The sequence below is a fragment of the Chryseobacterium sp. CS2K3 genome (assembly GCF_059515185.1).
In genome coordinates, this window is the sequence record NZ_JCAKRW010000001.1 from 646444 (window position 1) to 662749 (window position 16306).

General features: G+C 35.1%; 19 protein-coding genes. 4 read left to right on the forward strand and 15 right to left on the reverse strand.

What is annotated here, in order from left to right:
* Positions 1 to 23: 23 nt before the first annotated feature.
* From AC5YGG_RS03040 to mraZ, 4 genes are all read right to left on the reverse strand, one after another.
* The gene (locus AC5YGG_RS03040; RefSeq protein WP_496142949.1) at positions 24 to 2015 is read right to left on the reverse strand and encodes a penicillin-binding transpeptidase domain-containing protein; all 1992 of its coding nucleotides are present in this window, start codon (positions 2013 to 2015) and stop codon (positions 24 to 26) included.
* Entirely contained in the window at positions 1999 to 2364 is a 366-nt protein-coding gene (locus tag AC5YGG_RS03045) for an FtsL-like putative cell division protein (RefSeq protein ID WP_027372881.1), read from the reverse strand. The genes AC5YGG_RS03040 and AC5YGG_RS03045 overlap by 17 nt, the downstream gene beginning before the upstream one ends.
* Positions 2365 to 2454: 90 nt before the next feature.
* Positions 2455 to 3348, reverse strand: a complete 894-nt coding sequence (gene rsmH / locus AC5YGG_RS03050; RefSeq protein WP_496142951.1) for a 16S rRNA (cytosine(1402)-N(4))-methyltransferase RsmH — start codon at positions 3346 to 3348, stop codon at positions 2455 to 2457.
* Positions 3349 to 3395: 47 nt separating this feature from the next.
* Entirely contained in the window at positions 3396 to 3854 is a 459-nt protein-coding gene (gene mraZ / locus AC5YGG_RS03055; protein WP_496142952.1) for a division/cell wall cluster transcriptional repressor MraZ, read from the reverse strand.
* A gap of 272 nt (positions 3855 to 4126) precedes the next feature.
* Here mraZ and AC5YGG_RS03060 point away from each other — a divergent pair, with 272 nt between their 5' ends.
* The 3 genes from AC5YGG_RS03060 to AC5YGG_RS03070 all read left to right on the forward strand — a co-directional run bounded on the left by AC5YGG_RS03060 (position 4127) and on the right by AC5YGG_RS03070 (position 6017).
* A complete protein-coding gene (locus AC5YGG_RS03060) occupies positions 4127 to 4888 on the forward strand; it encodes an alpha/beta fold hydrolase (protein WP_496142954.1) in 762 nt (253 codons plus the stop codon).
* A 63-nt stretch (positions 4889 to 4951) separates the two neighbouring features.
* A complete protein-coding gene (yihA, locus tag AC5YGG_RS03065) occupies positions 4952 to 5575 on the forward strand; it encodes a ribosome biogenesis GTP-binding protein YihA/YsxC (RefSeq protein ID WP_496142955.1) in 624 nt (207 codons plus the stop codon).
* On the forward strand, positions 5568 to 6017 hold the full coding sequence (locus AC5YGG_RS03070) for a GNAT family N-acetyltransferase (RefSeq protein ID WP_496142957.1): 450 nt from the start codon (positions 5568 to 5570) through the stop codon (positions 6015 to 6017). Before yihA ends, AC5YGG_RS03070 begins: the two co-directional genes overlap by 8 nt.
* 81 nt (positions 6018 to 6098) lie before the next feature.
* Here AC5YGG_RS03070 and AC5YGG_RS03075 read toward each other — a convergent pair whose 3' ends face one another.
* The 8 genes from AC5YGG_RS03075 to AC5YGG_RS03110 all read right to left on the reverse strand — a co-directional run bounded on the left by AC5YGG_RS03075 (position 6099) and on the right by AC5YGG_RS03110 (position 11664).
* Positions 6099 to 6410: a hypothetical protein gene (locus tag AC5YGG_RS03075; RefSeq protein WP_496142958.1), complete on the reverse strand. Its 312-nt coding sequence runs from the start codon at positions 6408 to 6410 to the stop codon at positions 6099 to 6101.
* A 37-nt stretch (positions 6411 to 6447) separates the two neighbouring features.
* A complete protein-coding gene (gene yidD, locus AC5YGG_RS03080; protein ID WP_496142959.1) occupies positions 6448 to 6738 on the reverse strand; it encodes a membrane protein insertion efficiency factor YidD in 291 nt (96 codons plus the stop codon).
* Positions 6710 to 6973, reverse strand: coding sequence for a hypothetical protein (locus AC5YGG_RS03085; protein WP_496142960.1), 264 nt, complete (start codon positions 6971 to 6973; stop codon positions 6710 to 6712). Before AC5YGG_RS03085 ends, yidD begins: the two co-directional genes overlap by 29 nt.
* 121 nt (positions 6974 to 7094) lie before the next feature.
* Positions 7095 to 7226, reverse strand: a complete 132-nt coding sequence (locus AC5YGG_RS03090) for a hypothetical protein (RefSeq protein ID WP_496142961.1) — start codon at positions 7224 to 7226, stop codon at positions 7095 to 7097.
* Positions 7227 to 7244: 18 nt separating this feature from the next.
* The gene (locus tag AC5YGG_RS03095) at positions 7245 to 8966 is read right to left on the reverse strand and encodes a hypothetical protein (RefSeq protein WP_496142962.1); all 1722 of its coding nucleotides are present in this window, start codon (positions 8964 to 8966) and stop codon (positions 7245 to 7247) included.
* A 69-nt stretch (positions 8967 to 9035) separates the two neighbouring features.
* A complete protein-coding gene (locus AC5YGG_RS03100) occupies positions 9036 to 9701 on the reverse strand; it encodes a response regulator (RefSeq protein WP_065395447.1) in 666 nt (221 codons plus the stop codon).
* A gap of 11 nt (positions 9702 to 9712) precedes the next feature.
* Positions 9713 to 11380: a sensor histidine kinase gene (locus tag AC5YGG_RS03105; protein ID WP_496142963.1), complete on the reverse strand. Its 1668-nt coding sequence runs from the start codon at positions 11378 to 11380 to the stop codon at positions 9713 to 9715.
* Between the two features lie 80 nt (positions 11381 to 11460).
* Positions 11461 to 11664: a hypothetical protein gene (locus AC5YGG_RS03110; protein WP_496142964.1), complete on the reverse strand. Its 204-nt coding sequence runs from the start codon at positions 11662 to 11664 to the stop codon at positions 11461 to 11463.
* Positions 11665 to 12044: 380 nt separating this feature from the next.
* On the opposite strand from AC5YGG_RS03110, the gene AC5YGG_RS03115 reads away from it, so the two are divergent.
* Complete coding sequence (locus AC5YGG_RS03115) at positions 12045 to 12902, forward strand: hypothetical protein (RefSeq protein WP_496142965.1); 858 nt, start codon at positions 12045 to 12047, stop codon at positions 12900 to 12902.
* 54 nt (positions 12903 to 12956) lie between these two features.
* Here the strand turns inward: AC5YGG_RS03115 and msrA are convergent, their stop codons facing one another.
* From msrA to AC5YGG_RS03130, 3 genes are all read right to left on the reverse strand, one after another.
* Positions 12957 to 13511 (reverse strand): peptide-methionine (S)-S-oxide reductase MsrA, encoded by a 555-nt coding sequence (gene msrA, locus AC5YGG_RS03120; RefSeq protein ID WP_496142966.1) that lies wholly within the window; start codon positions 13509 to 13511, stop codon positions 12957 to 12959.
* A gap of 516 nt (positions 13512 to 14027) precedes the next feature.
* A complete protein-coding gene (locus tag AC5YGG_RS03125) occupies positions 14028 to 14996 on the reverse strand; it encodes an ROK family protein (RefSeq protein ID WP_496142968.1) in 969 nt (322 codons plus the stop codon).
* 79 nt (positions 14997 to 15075) lie between these two features.
* Positions 15076 to 16287, reverse strand: a complete 1212-nt coding sequence (locus AC5YGG_RS03130; RefSeq protein WP_496142969.1) for a PepSY-associated TM helix domain-containing protein — start codon at positions 16285 to 16287, stop codon at positions 15076 to 15078.
* Positions 16288 to 16306: the final 19 nt, after the last annotated feature.

Genomic DNA, 16306 nt, shown 5'->3' on the forward strand with positions numbered 1-16306 from the left:
CGTCCTTTTGGGACTCTGTTTTTTTAATTTTGTAGAGATAAATATATTCTCTGATTCTTACTGATTGTGGTACCTTCTAAAGGAAATTGTTCTTTAATTCTTCCAACTCCTTTATAATCTACACGGTATCCTAAGTTTTCCAATTGTGGGATGACGTTTTTACCAATCAATCCAACTACATTTGGCATTTGCTTATCTGTGACTGCTACTTTTACATTAGGTTCCACCATTTTGCTCAGGTTTACCTTTTTGTCTACCAGCATTTCTTTTTCAATATTTTGTGGTGTTTTCAGGAATGTTTTTCCTGCGATTTCTTTAAACACCGGCGCGGCTACGGGTCCACCATAAAATCCGATAGAAGTATTAGGCTCACTTACCATTACATAACACGTATATTTTGGTGCATCTGCGGGGTAAAATCCGGCAAATGAAGCTCTATATTTCATCGGTCCGGGCAGCCAGTACTCAAATCTTGCTGTTCCTGTTTTCCCAGCCATTTTAAGGTTCGGGGTAAAGATGCTTCGTCCTGTTCCTTTTTCTACAGCTTTAGTTAAAGCGCTGGTCATCATTCTAATGGCTTTTTCTGATGCCATTTTATTAACCATTACTTCGGGTTTTGAGCTATACATTACTTTTCCATCTTTCATGATTTTATCAATGAATAATGGCTTAAGCATTTTTCCGCCGTTAGCAACTCCGTTGTAGAAGGTGGCAAGCTGCAACAGGTTAATGTTTGAAGAGTATCCGTAAGAGATAGAAGCGAGTGTTGCTGCGTTCCATCTTTTATTTTCAGGAGTTACGATCTTCGGTTTTGTGATTCCCGGAAGTTCGATGTCCATTTTGTCGAATAATTTCCAACGTTTCAAATGGTCAAGGAAGATCTGTGGCTTTTCAGCGTAATATTTTGTGATAAGTTTAGCTGTTCCTACGTTACTGGATTTTGCTAATACATCACTGATATCATAAGTTCCTCCACCGTGACCGTCAGAAATTCTCTGCTTGGCATAGGTCCAGACTCCGTTTCCGACATTTACGGTTGTATTTTCATCGATGAACCCATCATCCATTGCTGCTAAAAGAGATATGGTTTTGAAGGTGGATCCCGGTTCGATGTTATCTTTTAATGCATAGTTGTAAGAGTCTTCATAATCTCCTGATTCTGTTCTTCTTAAATTAACCAGAGCACGTACTTTTCCTGTTTCCACTTCCATTACGATTACGGTTCCGTGTTTCGCTTCGTAATGTGTAAGCTGTTTTTCCAGTGCAGAGTGTGCAATGTCCTGAATTCTAAGGTCCAGGGTTGTGTAAACATCTTCTCCGTCTACAGGTTCCTGAACTTTCCAGAAGTCAATAGGCTTCCATTGTGAAGAATTGATTCTTTGCTCTAATCTTTTTCCGTCTGTACCTGTTAAGTACTTTGAAAATGCTCCTTCAAGCCCGGATCTAAGCTCTCCGTTGTCTATACCGATGGTTCCGGCTCCAATTTCTGAGGTAGCAAGTTCTCTTTTGTAATTTCTGTCTACAATGAAACCTCCTTTGTTTTTACCTCTTTTGAAGATCGGGAACTTTCTGATTCTGTCGTATTGGTCAAAATCAAGTCCTTTTACTAAAGTATAGTATTGGTTTTTCTTTTTCTTTTGCTCGTCGAATTTTTGTCTGAACTCTCCTCTTGATTTTCCGAACATTTTGCTCAGAGAATCGGTTAGTGCTCCGATATTGTTGCTGTAGATTGTATCTTTCATCGTTTTGAAGTCAAGATAGATATCATAGCGCATTACCGTTGTAGCGAGAATAGATCCATCGGAGGCAAATAAGTTACCGCGGGCAGCTTTTAAAGTGGCTTCACGATAGTTTTTATTAATGTAATCATCTTTAATTTCCTGAACATTGGTATTCTGAAGAATTATAATTCTTGCCAAGAACATTACAAACACGCACAAAGCTACCACTGCAAAGAGGTAGCCCCATCGTAACGTTTTTTTACGTTTGTTATCGTATTCATTTTGCTTTTGCATCTGTACTGTCCAGTTTTATTAGCAATTTATGAGGATGGTTTTCGAGGGTCATTAAAGAGTCCCGCGCAACCTCTTTCCCCAGCTCTGATTCCATTTTTACCTTGATCAGCTTACTCTGGGCGTAAGCATTTCTCGATTTGTATTCTTCCGTTTCTTCTTTTAAGGCATTTACAATTTTAATTTTCTTGTTGACGAGATGATTACTGTAAATCATTGCCATCATCAAGATAAACAACAGGAGGAAATACTTATAATGTATTTTGATCTCATCACGATTCAGAAAGTTTCCTTTTATAATATCTATAAAAGTGAGTCTTTTCTGTGGGCGATTTGTTGTTCTTTTTGCCAATGTATTATGTCAATTTGCTTCGCAGTGAATTTACTTCGTGTCAATAGTCAATTTTATTTTGCTAAATGATTCACTATTGACGATTCACTATTAAACTTTTATTCCTGTTCTCATTTTTGCACTTCTTGCTCTTGAGTTTTCTTCAATCTCCTTATCATCTGGGATGATGGCTTTACTCTTTAGCAATTCGAATGCCTTTTTATAATTTCCGTAGATATCTCTTTCCGGTTCTCCTTCGAACATTCCGTTTTTCAGGAACCTTTTTACCAATCGGTCTTCTAAAGAATGATAAGAGATCACTACTAATCTTCCTTCCGGTTTTAAAATACTGTAAGCCTGAACAAGCATTTCTTTTAATACTTCAAGTTCCTGGTTTACTTCTATTCTTACTGCCTGAAATAGCTGTGCATAGAATTTATTAACTTTATGAGGAGGAAGATAGCTGAATAGCTTTTTCAGATCCTCAGTAGTTTCTATGCTTTTTGTTTTTCTGTGATGAACAATATCTCTAGCCAGCTTTCTTGCTTCTCTTAGCTCACCATAGTGATAAAAGATATCAGCCAGTTCTTCTTCTCCATATTCATTGATCACTCTTTTGGCATCAAGATTTTGCATTACATTCATTCTCATGTCCAACGGAGCATTGCTTCTTGTGGAGAAACCTCTCTCTGCTTCATCGAACTGGTGTGATGAAACACCTAAATCAGCCAGAACACCGTCTACCTGAGAAATTCCGTACATCAGTAATGAGTTTTCAAGGAATCTGAAATTCTGATTAACCAATGTAAATCGGGGATCATCAATTGTATTTTTAAGCGCATCCAGATCCTGATCGAAGCTAAACAGTTTTCCTTTTTCGGAAAGTCTGCTCAAAATCTCCCTTGAGTGTCCGCCACCTCCAAAGGTGCAGTCTACATATATTCCGTCAGGATTCGTCACCAAATCATCTACACTCTGCTTCAACAAAACGGGGTTATGATACATGCTTAATTGTGTTTTTTATTTAATATAATCCTTAATAACCTCTACAGCTATTCTTCATCGAAAGAGCCCATCACATCTTCGGCAAGGCTGGCAAAATCTGTTTCATTGGTGGAAATTACTTTTTCGTAGGCGTCTTTGTCCCAAATTTCAAAAAGTTCTCCTGCACTTGTAATGACGACATCTTTCTGAAGATTTGAAAAAGTCATCAAGTCTTTGGAAATCTGTAATCTTCCTGCGTTATCCAATTCTACTGTTTTTACTCCTGCCGTAAACATTCGTATGAAATCAGCATTCTTTTTTATGAACCTGTTCAGTTTATTAATTTTGCCCATCAGTTTATCCCATGCATTCATCGGGTAAACTTCCAGACAAGGTTGGAACACAGATCTTTTGACTACAAACGCCTTATCGTCGAAGTTCTCCATCTGTTTGATCAGAGAGGAAGGAACTTTTAAGCGGCCTTTGTCGTCAATTTTACACTCATATGTTCCAATGAAATTTTTCATTTGGGACAAATTTATATAATAATTTCCAAAATTTCCCACTTTTCCCCACTTTTTGACTCAATGTTAATAAGTTTTATTAAAGATTGAGTTCTAAGAATGTAATTGGTTGATATGTAAGTGTTTGTTAAAACTGTTATTTAAGCCATAATAAAGGGATTTTGAAAAAAAAAGTTAAAAAGGAGAATATTGTATTATTTTTATCTTAAATTAGGATAATCAAAATATTTTTGAGGTTTAATTTGTATTTTTGCAGGGCTTTATTAGAGCGACTTATGATATTTAGTACAAAAAAAGAAAAGAAATATTCCTATATAGAGGCTGGGGAAGGTCATCCATTAGTGCTGTTGCACGGGTTAATGGGTGGATTGAGTAATTTCGATAAAATGGTAGATTTTTTTTCGGACAGAGGATATAAAGTATATGTTCCTCAGTTACCAATCTATGATTTACCGGTACTCAATACGAATCTTACCACATTAGCAAAATATATTATCAAGTTTATAGAGAGTCATATTTCAGAACCTGTAACGATTGTAGGAAACTCAATGGGAGGTCATGTGGGGCTTATTTTAACCTTGGCAAGACCGGATTTGGTAAAGAATCTTGTTTTAACGGGAAGTTCAGGATTGTATGAAAGAACTTTTGGGGACAGTTTCCCACGAAAAAACGACAGATCTTATATCAGAAAGAAGACTGAAGAGGTTTTCTATGATCCTAAAGTTGCAACGGAAGATCTTGTAGATGAGGTTTTCGGGGTGGTAAATGATAGAATGAAAGGAATTAAAACAGTAATGCTGGCAAGAAGTGCCATCAAACACAATATGCTGAACGATCTTCCTAAGATTACGACACCAACCTGTCTGATCTGGGGAAAACAGGATAATGTAACTCCTCCGGAAGTGGCAGAAGATATGCATAAGTTTATTCCTAATTCGGATTTATTCTGGATAGATCACTGCGGTCATGCTGCTATGATGGAAAAACCGGATGAATTCAATGAAATCCTGTACAACTGGATAAAAGATAAAGTTTAAAAACATAATAAATAACCATTAAGAGCTTTTCTTAGTGGTTTATTTTTCTAAAATATATTCAAAATGATTATTAAGACAGCAGAGTTTGTAAAGAGTAGTGGAAAATGGCAGGAATGTCCCGAGCCTAATATACCCGAATATGCTTTTATCGGAAGATCTAATGTAGGTAAGTCATCATTAATCAATGCGATGATGAATCATAAGGATTTGGCTAAAACCTCTCAAACTCCGGGAAAAACTCAGCTGATCAATCATTTCCTGGTGAATGAAAACTGGTATCTTACCGATTTGCCTGGATATGGATATGCAAAAGTATCGAAGGTACAGCGTAAAGATTTTGAAAAACTGATCACGAATTATATTCTGAACAGAAGAAACCTTGTGAATCTTTTTGTATTGGTAGATGTAAGACATAAACCTCAGCCAATAGATCTTGATTTTATGCAATGGTGTGGTGAAAGTGGTGTTCCGTTTTCTATTGTATTTACGAAAGCAGATAAATTAAAGCCTAATGCTGTTATTAAAAATGTAGAAGACTATAAGATAGAAATGCATAAAACCTGGGAGGATCTTCCGGAATTATATGTGACTTCAGCTGAGAAAAAGGAAGGTGGAGATCTTATTTTAGATTTTATTGAAAAGACGAATGACTTTTTAACTCTAAACAATGTAAACTTCGATGAGTAATATTGTCTGGAAAATTAAAACTTTTGATGAGTTTACTGTTCCTGAATTATATGCTGTGTTAAAGGCACGTATAGATGTTTTCGTTATTGAGCAAAACTGTCCTTATCCTGATCTTGATAATTATGATCAAAAAGCGGTTCATATCTGGGCAGAAGAAAGCGGAGAGGTTCTTGCATACTGTCGTGTTTTTGATAAGGGAATAAAATATGATGAGACTTCCATTGGCAGAGTTTTGACTACCGAGAAGGCGAGAGGAAAGAGTTTAGGAAAATTACTTATTCAATATGCTGTTGAGACTATAGAAAACCGTTTTCATACTTCTGAAATCAGGATTTCAGCGCAGGATTATCTGTTGAAATTCTACGGAAATTTTGGTTTTGTGGATACAGGGAAAAAATATCTTGAAGATGATATTCCGCATACGGAAATGATTAGAAAATAAAGAGAAGAGGCTGTCTTAAAAGGACAGCCTCTTTTGAATGTTGATTATATGTTGAGTGTTTTTTAGTTTTTTTCTTTTTGATTAGTTACAACCTGAGCAATACGATCTGTCTACATACTGTTTACTACTTCCTGCATAGTAATAACAGCCTCCTCTTGAGCCTACATACAATTGGTTTCCATTATAAGTACATCCTCTACTTCTGGAATAAGATCCGGAAGATGAATAATTTGATCTTGTAGATTTACTTTTTCTGCTTGTTTTTGATTTTCCTTTTTTTGGTTTTTTAGTGAGTACTTCTTTTGTGGAAGAAGTGTTGTTTGTGGACGCGGAAAAGTTTACCGGTAATAAAAGTCCAAGTCCTAAAAGGCTGGTAAAAAATAGTTTTTTCATAGTTTTGTTTTTAATTATAAAAAGGTTTTCATGGTTTTTAATGTCTTTTAGTTTTAATAAATCTTTCCGAAATTTCTGTTTCGTTAAGAATTTGTCTATTAGGTAAAATGATTTGGGTTTCTCCTGAAGGGCTTTCCACAATATAGGCACCAGATCTACAGTTTTTAAAACGGTACATAAAAGCTTTTAATCCTGAAATGAAACCTTCATTTGTTGTTTTTTCATGAACATGCTTTGAGCAACTGGTTCTGAAAATACATTGTCTTCTTTTTGCAGGTGGAATTACGAACCAATAAATTTTAATAAGAAGAATTAATAGATTTTTCATTTTCTTTTTTACTGAAAACAACCATTTGATAAGAAGTCATATAACCCGGCTTTTGAATATTTCCAAAACAGCCTTCAACAGGTTGTATATAAGTGGATACACTTTCCAGTCTTATATATTCCCAGCCATCATGGGTATGTACTTTTATTAAATTGTCTAATTGCTCTGCAATGTTTTTTGAACTCATATTTTGTTGATTGGCAGTGGCAACAAATGGTATTACTTTGTATTCCATAATTGTATTTTTAACACTTCAAAAATATAACACTTTAAAAATCAATCCTTACGGGAACCCGTAAAACGAAAAAACCTTTCAAAACTGAAAGGTTTGTATAGTGATCGTAAAAAAGTATACTCTATCTTGGCTTTATAGGTTGGTTGGGAGGGATAATATCCCAGTCCGGAAACTTTGCATTTTCTTTTTTAGGAGGGTTTTCAGGTTGTTTATCTTCCTGCTTTATTTCTGGTTTGTCTTCCTGATTGTTCATCTTCTGGTGTTTATAGTATTATAATATAGTTTTTGAATCTCTGGAATTGGCTAAAAACTCTTCAGCACGCACAGATTGAAGCATTGTTTTTACTTCCTCAGCTTTTGCATCTTCCATATCGTATTCGGCTTTGAAATCTTCAAGCTCTGCCAGAGATCCTGCTAATGCTTCAGTTGAGTTTAGACGTAATCCGCTAACTTGTTTTTTGGCGTTATCTTTCTTAGATGAATATCCTGATAATCCTAATGCAAGGAAACCAAAAGATACTCCTAAAATGATATAACTGAGAATATGAGCACCGGCTAGATAGGAGACAAAACCAAGTGCAATGAATGGTATTGTAAACGCAATGAGGCAGCCTTTACCTGAAGAAGCCTTTTTTACCTCATCTGTAAAAGTCTTGTCCCAATGTTCACCATGGGCTTTCAGTTGTTCCTCCTGATCAGAACCATTTGAAGAAATCTTATAATTATCGATGGCTAAGTTTGCAATGATAATGTTATTGGCTCTATATTCTTTTGTATAAGTTTCGTGAGCATCTATAATCCATGGGCTGCTTATTGCCACAGCTAAAGGTTGTGTAACATGGGTTGCTCCTGTTAATTCAGGGATAAAAGCAACATTAGTCAGCATTTGAAGAAAATTTGTTTTCTCGGCGAATGCTTTTTCCTGAGAATATTCAGATGTTCCGGATCTTTGATTTCTTTTTTGATCGATAAGCTGCTGATTGAGCTTTATTTTCTTTTGTAGCTCAAATTCTTCATCATCAAAATTAGTGATCAGTAAGGAAAGGATTTCATCTAACTGGTTTTTGGATGTTTTTGAATAGTCAACAGGTGCTTCAAGAATATTCTTGATATAGGAAGATAGAAATTTATGTAATTTTACTTTCTTCATAGAAGATTTAAGTTCTGCCCAGTTGGTACAATACTTTTCGAGAAAAGGATATTCTTTGTTATCCAGGCGACCTTTATACTGAAAGAATTTTATCCATTCGTTTTTTTGTTCATTAATATATTGATCGGTCTGCGTCAACAGATTAAGCCACTCATCTACTGTAGAAATAATAAGCTCTCGGGAAGATTGTGGGAATGATCCGGTTGCAGCAGCCTCTAATACCATTACAAATTCACGGTCAAGATTGTAAGGATCCTGATGCATCAGATATCTTTGTACCCATTGATGGCATGCTTCATCTCTTCCCAGTCTTCTCATGAGAAGCATAAAAAATAGAGTGGTTTTATAGTCATCTCTTCTTAATGCTTCGTTCAGTGCTCTTTCTGTATCCTCACGGTCATTACGTACCCATGCAACAATTGCTACCATTGCGGGAGCCAGCCAATAATTAGGCGTTTTGATCATTAAGCCTTCCGCTGCATCCTGCATGATCTCATGTCTTACAATTCCACTGTCTACAGCTTGGAGAATTCCTAAAACAGTTCTTCGGATCTCTTCATAATAACCAAATTTATTTTTTAAATCCTGCTTTAGGCTTTCTTGCATGTTTTCGACAAACTGAAGATCCCTTTTCTCTTTATCTGCTTTTATAAAATCGTCAATAATACCGGACATAGCGTCCATTCTGCCATCCAAAGCCTGCTGCTTGTCGGTAATGTTACCCATTTCAGAGTTGATGTTTCCTAATTGGGAATTAAAAGAATTAAGATTATTATTAAGGTGATTGATATTGTTATTAATTCCCTTAAGATTATTGTTGAGTAAAGAATCTTCACGTGACATTTCCTTGTGTTTTAAAAAGATATTAGTTTTTTGAACTTAACAAAAATATATAAATATCTTCTTAATAGGTTAAATTAATCCTAAATCTTTACAAAAAGCAATAAGCTGCTCATTGCTGGAAATCTGAAGTTCTTCTTTCAGGTTATTTAGTTTTTTCTCTACACTGCTTAAGCTGTTGGGCTTTATATTATTATTTTGAAGATACACAGGAATATTTTTCTGTAGAACACCTTGTGAGAGAAGAGAAACGAGAATAATATCGTAGTCTGTGAATTCATAGCTGTTTAGTTTTTTTACTTCCTGTTTCATATCAAGAGACAGATAGTTTTTATTTTCATATACTGAAGCTATTGCCTTTTTCAGATCTTTAGAGTCATTTCTTGCCTTACGAACAAATCCATTGATTTCATATTCTTTAAAAAGTGAATCTATGACGCCAGACTTATGTTCTGCGGAAAAGACAATTGCCTTCAACGAAGGTTGTAGTTCTCTAACGGCTTTAATTAATTCTTTGCCGTCTTTGATCTTTTGCTCATGGTGATCTTCCTCAAAAGACAGATCCGTGATCAATAAATCATAAAGGTCATTTTCTCTTATGGATTTTTGAACCTTGGCAAAGGCATCATCGCAATAATAAACATAGTCTGTATTAGTAATATTGAGGTCTTCTAATGTTTTTTGTACAGAAATACTACTGCTTTCGTGGTCTTCGGCTATTAAAATTTTTTTGAACATTCTTTTGTTTTTTAAGATATAGGAAATGAGATATAAACCTTCAATCCTTTTTTGATTGTATTGTCAAAAATAATGGTCCCTTTAATTTTTTCAATACGGGAAACCGTATTTATTAACCCATTTCCATGAATAATTTCTCCGGGAATCCCTATTCCGTTGTCTGTATATTGAATATGTATAAGGTTATTATTTCTTTCAAATTTAAAAGCAACAAGATTTGCCTGGCTATGCTTCTTCATGTTCACTAAAAGCTCACGCATGACCTGATAAACCTCGTCCTGTAATGAATGGCTAAGATCGATCCAAATATTGGCTCCGTTTCCGGCAAGAAAAGTATTTACTTTTTCATTTTTAAATGATGCGATGAGGTTTGAAATTTTCTTATAAAACTCAAGAGTATCATTGGATTCAATCTTTTCATAGGAAATATCTCTCGACTTTTCATATACAAACTCAAGTTCATCAAGTGCCATATCTTTATCAAAATGTTCCTGATTTTCAATTTTGGTCATTACCTGGTAAATACCATTGGCTACTACATCGTGAACTTTTTTGGATATTTTAAGCTGAGTGTTTTTTATTTCCAGTTCTTTCTCTTGTTCCAAGAGTTTTTTTCTTCTTCTAATCCAGAAAAAGCCTGCGACTAATGTTAAGATTAAGGCGCTTATCCCAATATTCCGATATAATAACTGAATTTCTTTTTCAGCTTTTTGAATTTTTAAAGATTGATTTTCAGCTTTTTCTTTTTCAATTCCATATCTGACATATGCAAACTGATTTTTAGCTCTGCTTCTTGCAATTATAAGACTGTCATTGAGATGTTTAAAACTTTTGAAGTATTTCGAAGTGTTTTGAGGATCAACTACCATCAGCTTTTGTAAAGCCTGCATTTTGTCTTCAGGATTGTTAACTTTTGTTGCCGTTTCAAGCATTTTATTGGCAAAAAAGAAAGCCCTGTTTGGATCTCTTTGCTTGAAATAATCTGATAAAGCGGAATAGCTGGAATTTAAACCTTCTAAGTCGTTATTATTTTGCCTTATTTCCAGAGCTTTATAGTATTCCGGTAAAGGATTATAATTTGCATCTTCAATAAGGTTTGCTTTTGCTAAATTATTTAAAGCTTTAGAATAAGTCTTTATATCTTTTGCAAGTATAGCTTGTTGTAAATATTTTTTTGCCTCCTTTGCTTCTCTTTTTGCTAATAAAGACACTGCAATATTATTATAGTAGGTAAGGCGGTTCTCATTATTAGCTGAATATTTTATTGCATTTTTATAGAAATGAATGGCATCATCATAATTATACATAAAAGAAGAAGCTATTCCCATATTATTATAGCTTGAAGCTAAATCTCTTCTTACAATTGAGTCTTTAATATTTTTAAGAAAATCGTTTGCTTCTAAAGATGTTTCTATACTGCCATAAAAATCTCCTTTTCCCGTTTCTAAAATTGCCATATTAACAAGTGCCTGACCAGCTCTTAGAGAATCATTTATTCTTGCATATTCGTCTTTGGCAATAGTATAATAATAAAATGCTGAATCAGTAATTGATGCATTTCTAAACGCTCTTGCCTTTTTATGATAAGAATTTTCTTCATTATTATCTGTGACAGCTACTTTTTTCTCAGAGCAAGAGATAATACTGATTAATATAAGTAGGAAGAGGAGCTTTTTCATGGTTTTGTTTTTCAATTGCAAAATAGCAAAAAGAGCAGATTTATGCAATCTGCTCTACATGATTAGTGCCTTGTATTTTGTTAAGGTTGAGAATAAGGAGGAGGAGTTTGCCCCGTGTCTCCGGTTGTTGCTCCTCCATCACTGTTGGTCCCCGTTCCTGAACCCGGTTTTGTCGGACCATTTTGAACCTGTACTGCTGTTGGGTTATTATCTGATGTTGTTGACGTGTTTGCGTTATTATTTGGGAATGCTAAACCTAATAGCATTAAAATAAATTGGATCATTTTCAAAAAATTTATTGTTAAAGCATTCGTGTTCTTCCCTGCGAAACAGATCGCAGATAGTTTTACACGGTTAAAAAAATTGAAGCGCTTCTAAATTTTTTGGGAAGTGAACCTTCAAAAACGGAGGAGAAACATCTGCTTCCCAACCCGGAGTTTTACCTCCGTTTTATCTGGTGATTTTGAAATCAGTTTTGTAAATTTGTTTTTAATGTTTTGTTTTTCACTGATTTCCTGAAGCAAAGATGCGACAAAGGGTGACGCATGTGTTAGTCACGTTTTAGACATCAATGGACACGAATTGGACAATGTGGGCTTTATGGGAATCCGTAATGTGGTATGATTGATTATCATCTATTTTGTAAAGACTGAAAAAACGATATATGTCCAAGAAAAAACTACTAATTCATGAAGTGTTCAGAAAAGCAGGAGAGGAATCTGGAAAAGATACCAAAAATGGACTTGCAGCCTATTTATGGGTTTATTTTAAAGAAGATTTAGGTTTTGAAATTAATGATAAGACCTTTAGTAGATATTATGACACTTATATAAGCAATAAAGGAGAAGAGAAAGGAATTCATATTGATAGATTGAATAGAATGAGTCAATATGTTGGATATAAGGACTTTTTAGATTTTTCCAACACATTTGTTAAAAAAGATGAAGAAGCCAATAAGACAACGGTTAAAATAACGGTTGATGAGGATGAACAATCTATTTCGGAAAAGTTTTCCAAATTAAATATCAATATTACCAATGAGCAGCATTTTAAAATGCCTGATTTTATAAAGCAAAATGGCTTAGGTATTTTAGAAATTACTTTTATTCTGTGTTTAGTAACGGGAAATGTTCTTTTTTCTAATAGTAAAAAAATAAGTAATACACCTGCATATTCTTTCGGTTTTATGTCTGGAGTAATTCCGATGACAGAAAAAAAATATATGTATTGGAATGGAGAAAGGTATATTGGAACAGACAGCAGTTATATTAATCCGGGAATAGATATTGTGGCGATGAATGCCCATAAATTACTGCATTTCCGAAAGATAATGAGAAAAGATACACTTACGGATGTAAATGCTTTGGGGAAAACCTGGTATTCAAAGTATAACAATGAAGTAGAATTTTTTACAGATGATGGAATAGATCCCGATAACGGACGGGAATTAAGAAGAACCTCATCCTTCATTATCTATAAATATGCAGGGAAACAGAAGGATTCTGTAGAATTTGAAGAATAAAAAAAGCGAAATACAATATATTCCGCTTATTATGATAAAGACTTCTTGAGTATCTTAGTCTGCATTCAGCATTCCAAGTTCTCCAAAATGCTTTTTAAATTTTTGAATTTTAGGACCTACAACTGCGCTACAATAAGGCTGTGTAGGGTTTTCATTATAGTATCCCTGATGATATTGCTCAGCTGCCCAGAACTTCTCGAATGGTGCCAATTCAGTAACGTATTCTCCTGCCCATCTTCCAGATTCTTCAGAGGTTTTTAATGCCTGTTCAGCTTTCTGTTTCTCTGCTTCATCTTTATAGTAAATTACAGAACGATATTGAGTTCCGATATCATTGCCTTGTCTGTTCAGTTGGGTAGGATCGTGTAAGAAGAAGAAAACATCCATAAGTTGCTCATAAGAAATGACAGCAGGATCATAAGTGATTTCCACCACTTCTGCATGACCTGTTTCTCCTGTACATACTTCCTGATACGTCGGATTATCCTTATGTCCGCCAGAGTATCCTGAAATTGCAGATTTTACCCCTTTCAACATATTAAAACAGCTTTCTACACACCAAAAGCATCCGCCACCGAAAACGATCTTTTCTAAATTATTGTTATCCATTTTTTGGTAATTATATTGTTTTATCACATTTCTCCTGATTCACAAAGGTTATGGAAAATGCTAATCAAAAGTAAGAAAAAGTTCAGGGATTTTGATATGGTTCTGGTGAATTGTTTTCATAGATATTGCTAATGATACTGTTTTGTATAGACGTTTTTTTATGCCACGAATGCACTAATAATTTCATCTGTGAATTCGAGGCAAAACTTAAAAGAGATTTCATGATACTGTTTTGTATAGACGTTTTTTATGCTCAAATGCATTAATAATCTCATTTGTGAATTCGTGGCAAATAAATAGCGATCTCATGATCTGTTTTGTATAGACGTTTTTTTATGCCACGAATGCACGAATAATTTCATTTGTGAATTCGTGGCAAATAAATAGCGATCTCATGATACTGTTTTGTATAGATGTTTTTTATGCTCAAATGCACTAATAATTTCATTTGTGAATTCGTGGCAAATAAAAAAGCGATCTCACTAGAGATCGCTTTATATATGATAAGTGTATCAGTTATTTTTCCCAAACCAGAGCACTTGCACCAAGAATGGCTGCATCTGCCTCGTCCAGCTCACTGAATACCAGTTTTACTTTATTTCTGAAGATTGGAAGAAGGTTTCTTTCCATATGAAGTTTAGCCGGCTTTAAGATAAAATCACCCGCCTTGATCACTCCTCCGAATAAAAGAATTGCCTGTGGTGAAGAAAACATTACAAAATTGGCTAATGCCTCACCCAATTTCTGTCCTGTATACCTGAAAACCTCAATTGCAATTGGGTCTTCTTTCATTGCACATTCGTATACTGTTTTAGAATTGATTTCATCCTCAGGATATTGGTTCAGTATGGATTCAGGGAATTCTGCTCTCATCTTTTTTGCAGTGATCGTGATTCCTGTTGCTGATGCATAGGCTTCAAGACTTCCTTCAGAACCAGTGCTCCAGTGTTTTCTTCCACCTGGTTTTACAATAGTATGTCCCAATTCTCCGGCAAAACCATCATGCCCGTAGATTAGGTTTCCATTAGCAATGATTCCACTTCCTACTCCTGTTCCAAGGGTAATCATAATAAAATCTTTCATCCCGCGTGCTGCTCCGAAAAGCATTTCTCCCAAGGCGGCTGCATTAGCATCATTGGTTACAGTACATGGAAGACCAAACTTTGCCGTCATCAATTCCGCGAAAGGGATTACACCTTTCCAGGGTAAATTAGGGGCAAGTTCTATGGTTCCTTTATAGTAGTTTGCATTAGGAGCTCCTACTCCGATTCCGTCAAAGTGCTTTTCTGTACCATGTTTTTCCATTAAAGGATATACTTGTTCATATAAAGCATCTATGAAATCTTCTACCTTTTCATAGGCATCAGTTCTCAGGTTTCCCTTGTCCAGAACCTCTCCACGATGGTTTACAATTCCGAACTTGGTATTGGTACCACCGATGTCAACTCCCAGGGCAACTTGTTTTGATAAATCTATTAATGACATTTCTATTCTTAAATTCTTAGGGCTAAAATTATAAAAAAGATTGTATTAATGGATTATTAACTCAGTATTATTTACAAGTTTACGCAGTTTTAACAGGTTTTTTCTTTTTTCTTCCCCACCAGATCATAAATCCTGTTACCGGAAGAGAAGCACAGATAAGGCTTACAATGAAAGCAATAATCTTCGTAGGAAGTCCAAGAATAGCTCCTACGTGAATGTCATAATTGGCTCCCACTACCTTTTCGCCGAAGTTTTTGTCCTTCGGATCATGGGTATGAAGCAATTCCCCGGAGTTTTCATCGAAAATAAGACTGCTGCTCTTGTGGTAAGAATAAGTAAGGTGTTTTACATATACTTCAAAGTTGGGATGTTCGTGATCATCCATATGCTCGTGTCCCAGGTCTATTGCAAATCCGTAAGAATCCGGATACTTATTTTTGACAGTATTGATAATTTTATCAAGCGTATTTTCCGTTCTCAATTCTATCGGTGCTTTAGTTTTGATATGAGAAAAATCCGGATATTTTGTTTCTCCTCCTGAGAATATTACATAGATCATCGCCTGAACTACGAAAAATGCGTAGAATAAGCCTGTAATAGAAAAAATAAGAGCAAAAATTGATGCATAAAAACCTAAGACGTTGTGTAGATCATAGTTCTTTCTTTTCCAGCTTTTGATATTTTTCCATTTAAAAGCAAAACGTTGTTTTCTGGCTGCCTTATTCTTTGGCCACCATAGAATGATTCCGGAGATCAGCATGATGATAAAGATAATTACCGGGATTCCCACTACATAGGTTCCCCAGTCCTGTTTCAGAAGGTAGCTCCAGTGGATCATTTTTACGATATTGAAGAATCCGTTTTTCTCATCATAAACTCTCAGTACTTTTCCGGTATAAGGGTTTACATAAGCCTGTTTGTAAATAGGAAATTCATCAAAATAGTTCCAGGCATCCGTATTATGTTCATACCAGAAGAACATGTATGACATTTTCTTATCCATAGGAATGTTAACCCAATGGATAGGATACTTTTCTTTTACCTGTTCTGCAACGGCTTTTTCCATCACCCTGATCGGTAGGATCTGCTTTTGCTCTATATTCTGTTCATTATGGTAAATAACTTCTTTGCGGGTAAAGTTCTCTACCTCATCCTTAAATACATATAATGCTCCGGTAATGGAGATAATAAAGATTAAAAACCCAATGCCAAGTCCAAACCATAAGTGAAGTTTGGCGGAGCATTTTTTAAAGAATCCCGGCTTTTTTTTATGGTGATGATTTTTCTTCATATAACAAGGTAGATTAGTT

Bases quoted from the DNA above. Each gene is read 5' to 3' on its own strand.
- rsmH (WP_496142951.1), bottom strand. From the start codon at position 3,348: ATGTATCATAACCCCGTTTTGTTGAAGCAGAGTGTAGATGATTTGGTG.
- AC5YGG_RS03130 (WP_496142969.1), bottom strand. From the start codon at position 16,287: ATGAAGAAAAATCATCACCATAAAAAAAAGCCGGGATTCTTTAAAAAA.
- AC5YGG_RS03090 (WP_496142961.1), bottom strand. From the start codon at position 7,226: ATGAACAATCAGGAAGACAAACCAGAAATAAAGCAGGAAGATAAACAA.
- AC5YGG_RS03095 (WP_496142962.1), bottom strand. From the start codon at position 8,966: ATGTCACGTGAAGATTCTTTACTCAACAATAATCTTAAGGGAATTAAT.
- AC5YGG_RS03110 (WP_496142964.1), bottom strand. From the start codon at position 11,664: ATGATCCAATTTATTTTAATGCTATTAGGTTTAGCATTCCCAAATAAT.
- AC5YGG_RS03070 (WP_496142957.1), top strand. From the start codon at position 5,568: ATGAGTAATATTGTCTGGAAAATTAAAACTTTTGATGAGTTTACTGTT.
- AC5YGG_RS03040 (WP_496142949.1), bottom strand. From the start codon at position 2,015: ATGCAAAAGCAAAATGAATACGATAACAAACGTAAAAAAACGTTACGA.
- yihA (WP_496142955.1), top strand. From the start codon at position 4,952: ATGATTATTAAGACAGCAGAGTTTGTAAAGAGTAGTGGAAAATGGCAG.
- AC5YGG_RS03075 (WP_496142958.1), bottom strand. From the start codon at position 6,410: ATGAAAAAACTATTTTTTACCAGCCTTTTAGGACTTGGACTTTTATTA.
- AC5YGG_RS03100 (WP_065395447.1), bottom strand. From the start codon at position 9,701: ATGTTCAAAAAAATTTTAATAGCCGAAGACCACGAAAGCAGTAGTATT.
- msrA (WP_496142966.1), bottom strand. From the start codon at position 13,511: ATGGATAACAATAATTTAGAAAAGATCGTTTTCGGTGGCGGATGCTTT.
- AC5YGG_RS03060 (WP_496142954.1), top strand. From the start codon at position 4,127: ATGATATTTAGTACAAAAAAAGAAAAGAAATATTCCTATATAGAGGCT.
- yidD (WP_496142959.1), bottom strand. From the start codon at position 6,738: ATGAAAAATCTATTAATTCTTCTTATTAAAATTTATTGGTTCGTAATT.
- mraZ (WP_496142952.1), bottom strand. From the start codon at position 3,854: ATGAAAAATTTCATTGGAACATATGAGTGTAAAATTGACGACAAAGGC.
- AC5YGG_RS03105 (WP_496142963.1), bottom strand. From the start codon at position 11,380: ATGAAAAAGCTCCTCTTCCTACTTATATTAATCAGTATTATCTCTTGC.
- AC5YGG_RS03125 (WP_496142968.1), bottom strand. From the start codon at position 14,996: ATGTCATTAATAGATTTATCAAAACAAGTTGCCCTGGGAGTTGACATC.
- AC5YGG_RS03115 (WP_496142965.1), top strand. From the start codon at position 12,045: ATGTCCAAGAAAAAACTACTAATTCATGAAGTGTTCAGAAAAGCAGGA.
- AC5YGG_RS03085 (WP_496142960.1), bottom strand. From the start codon at position 6,973: ATGGAATACAAAGTAATACCATTTGTTGCCACTGCCAATCAACAAAAT.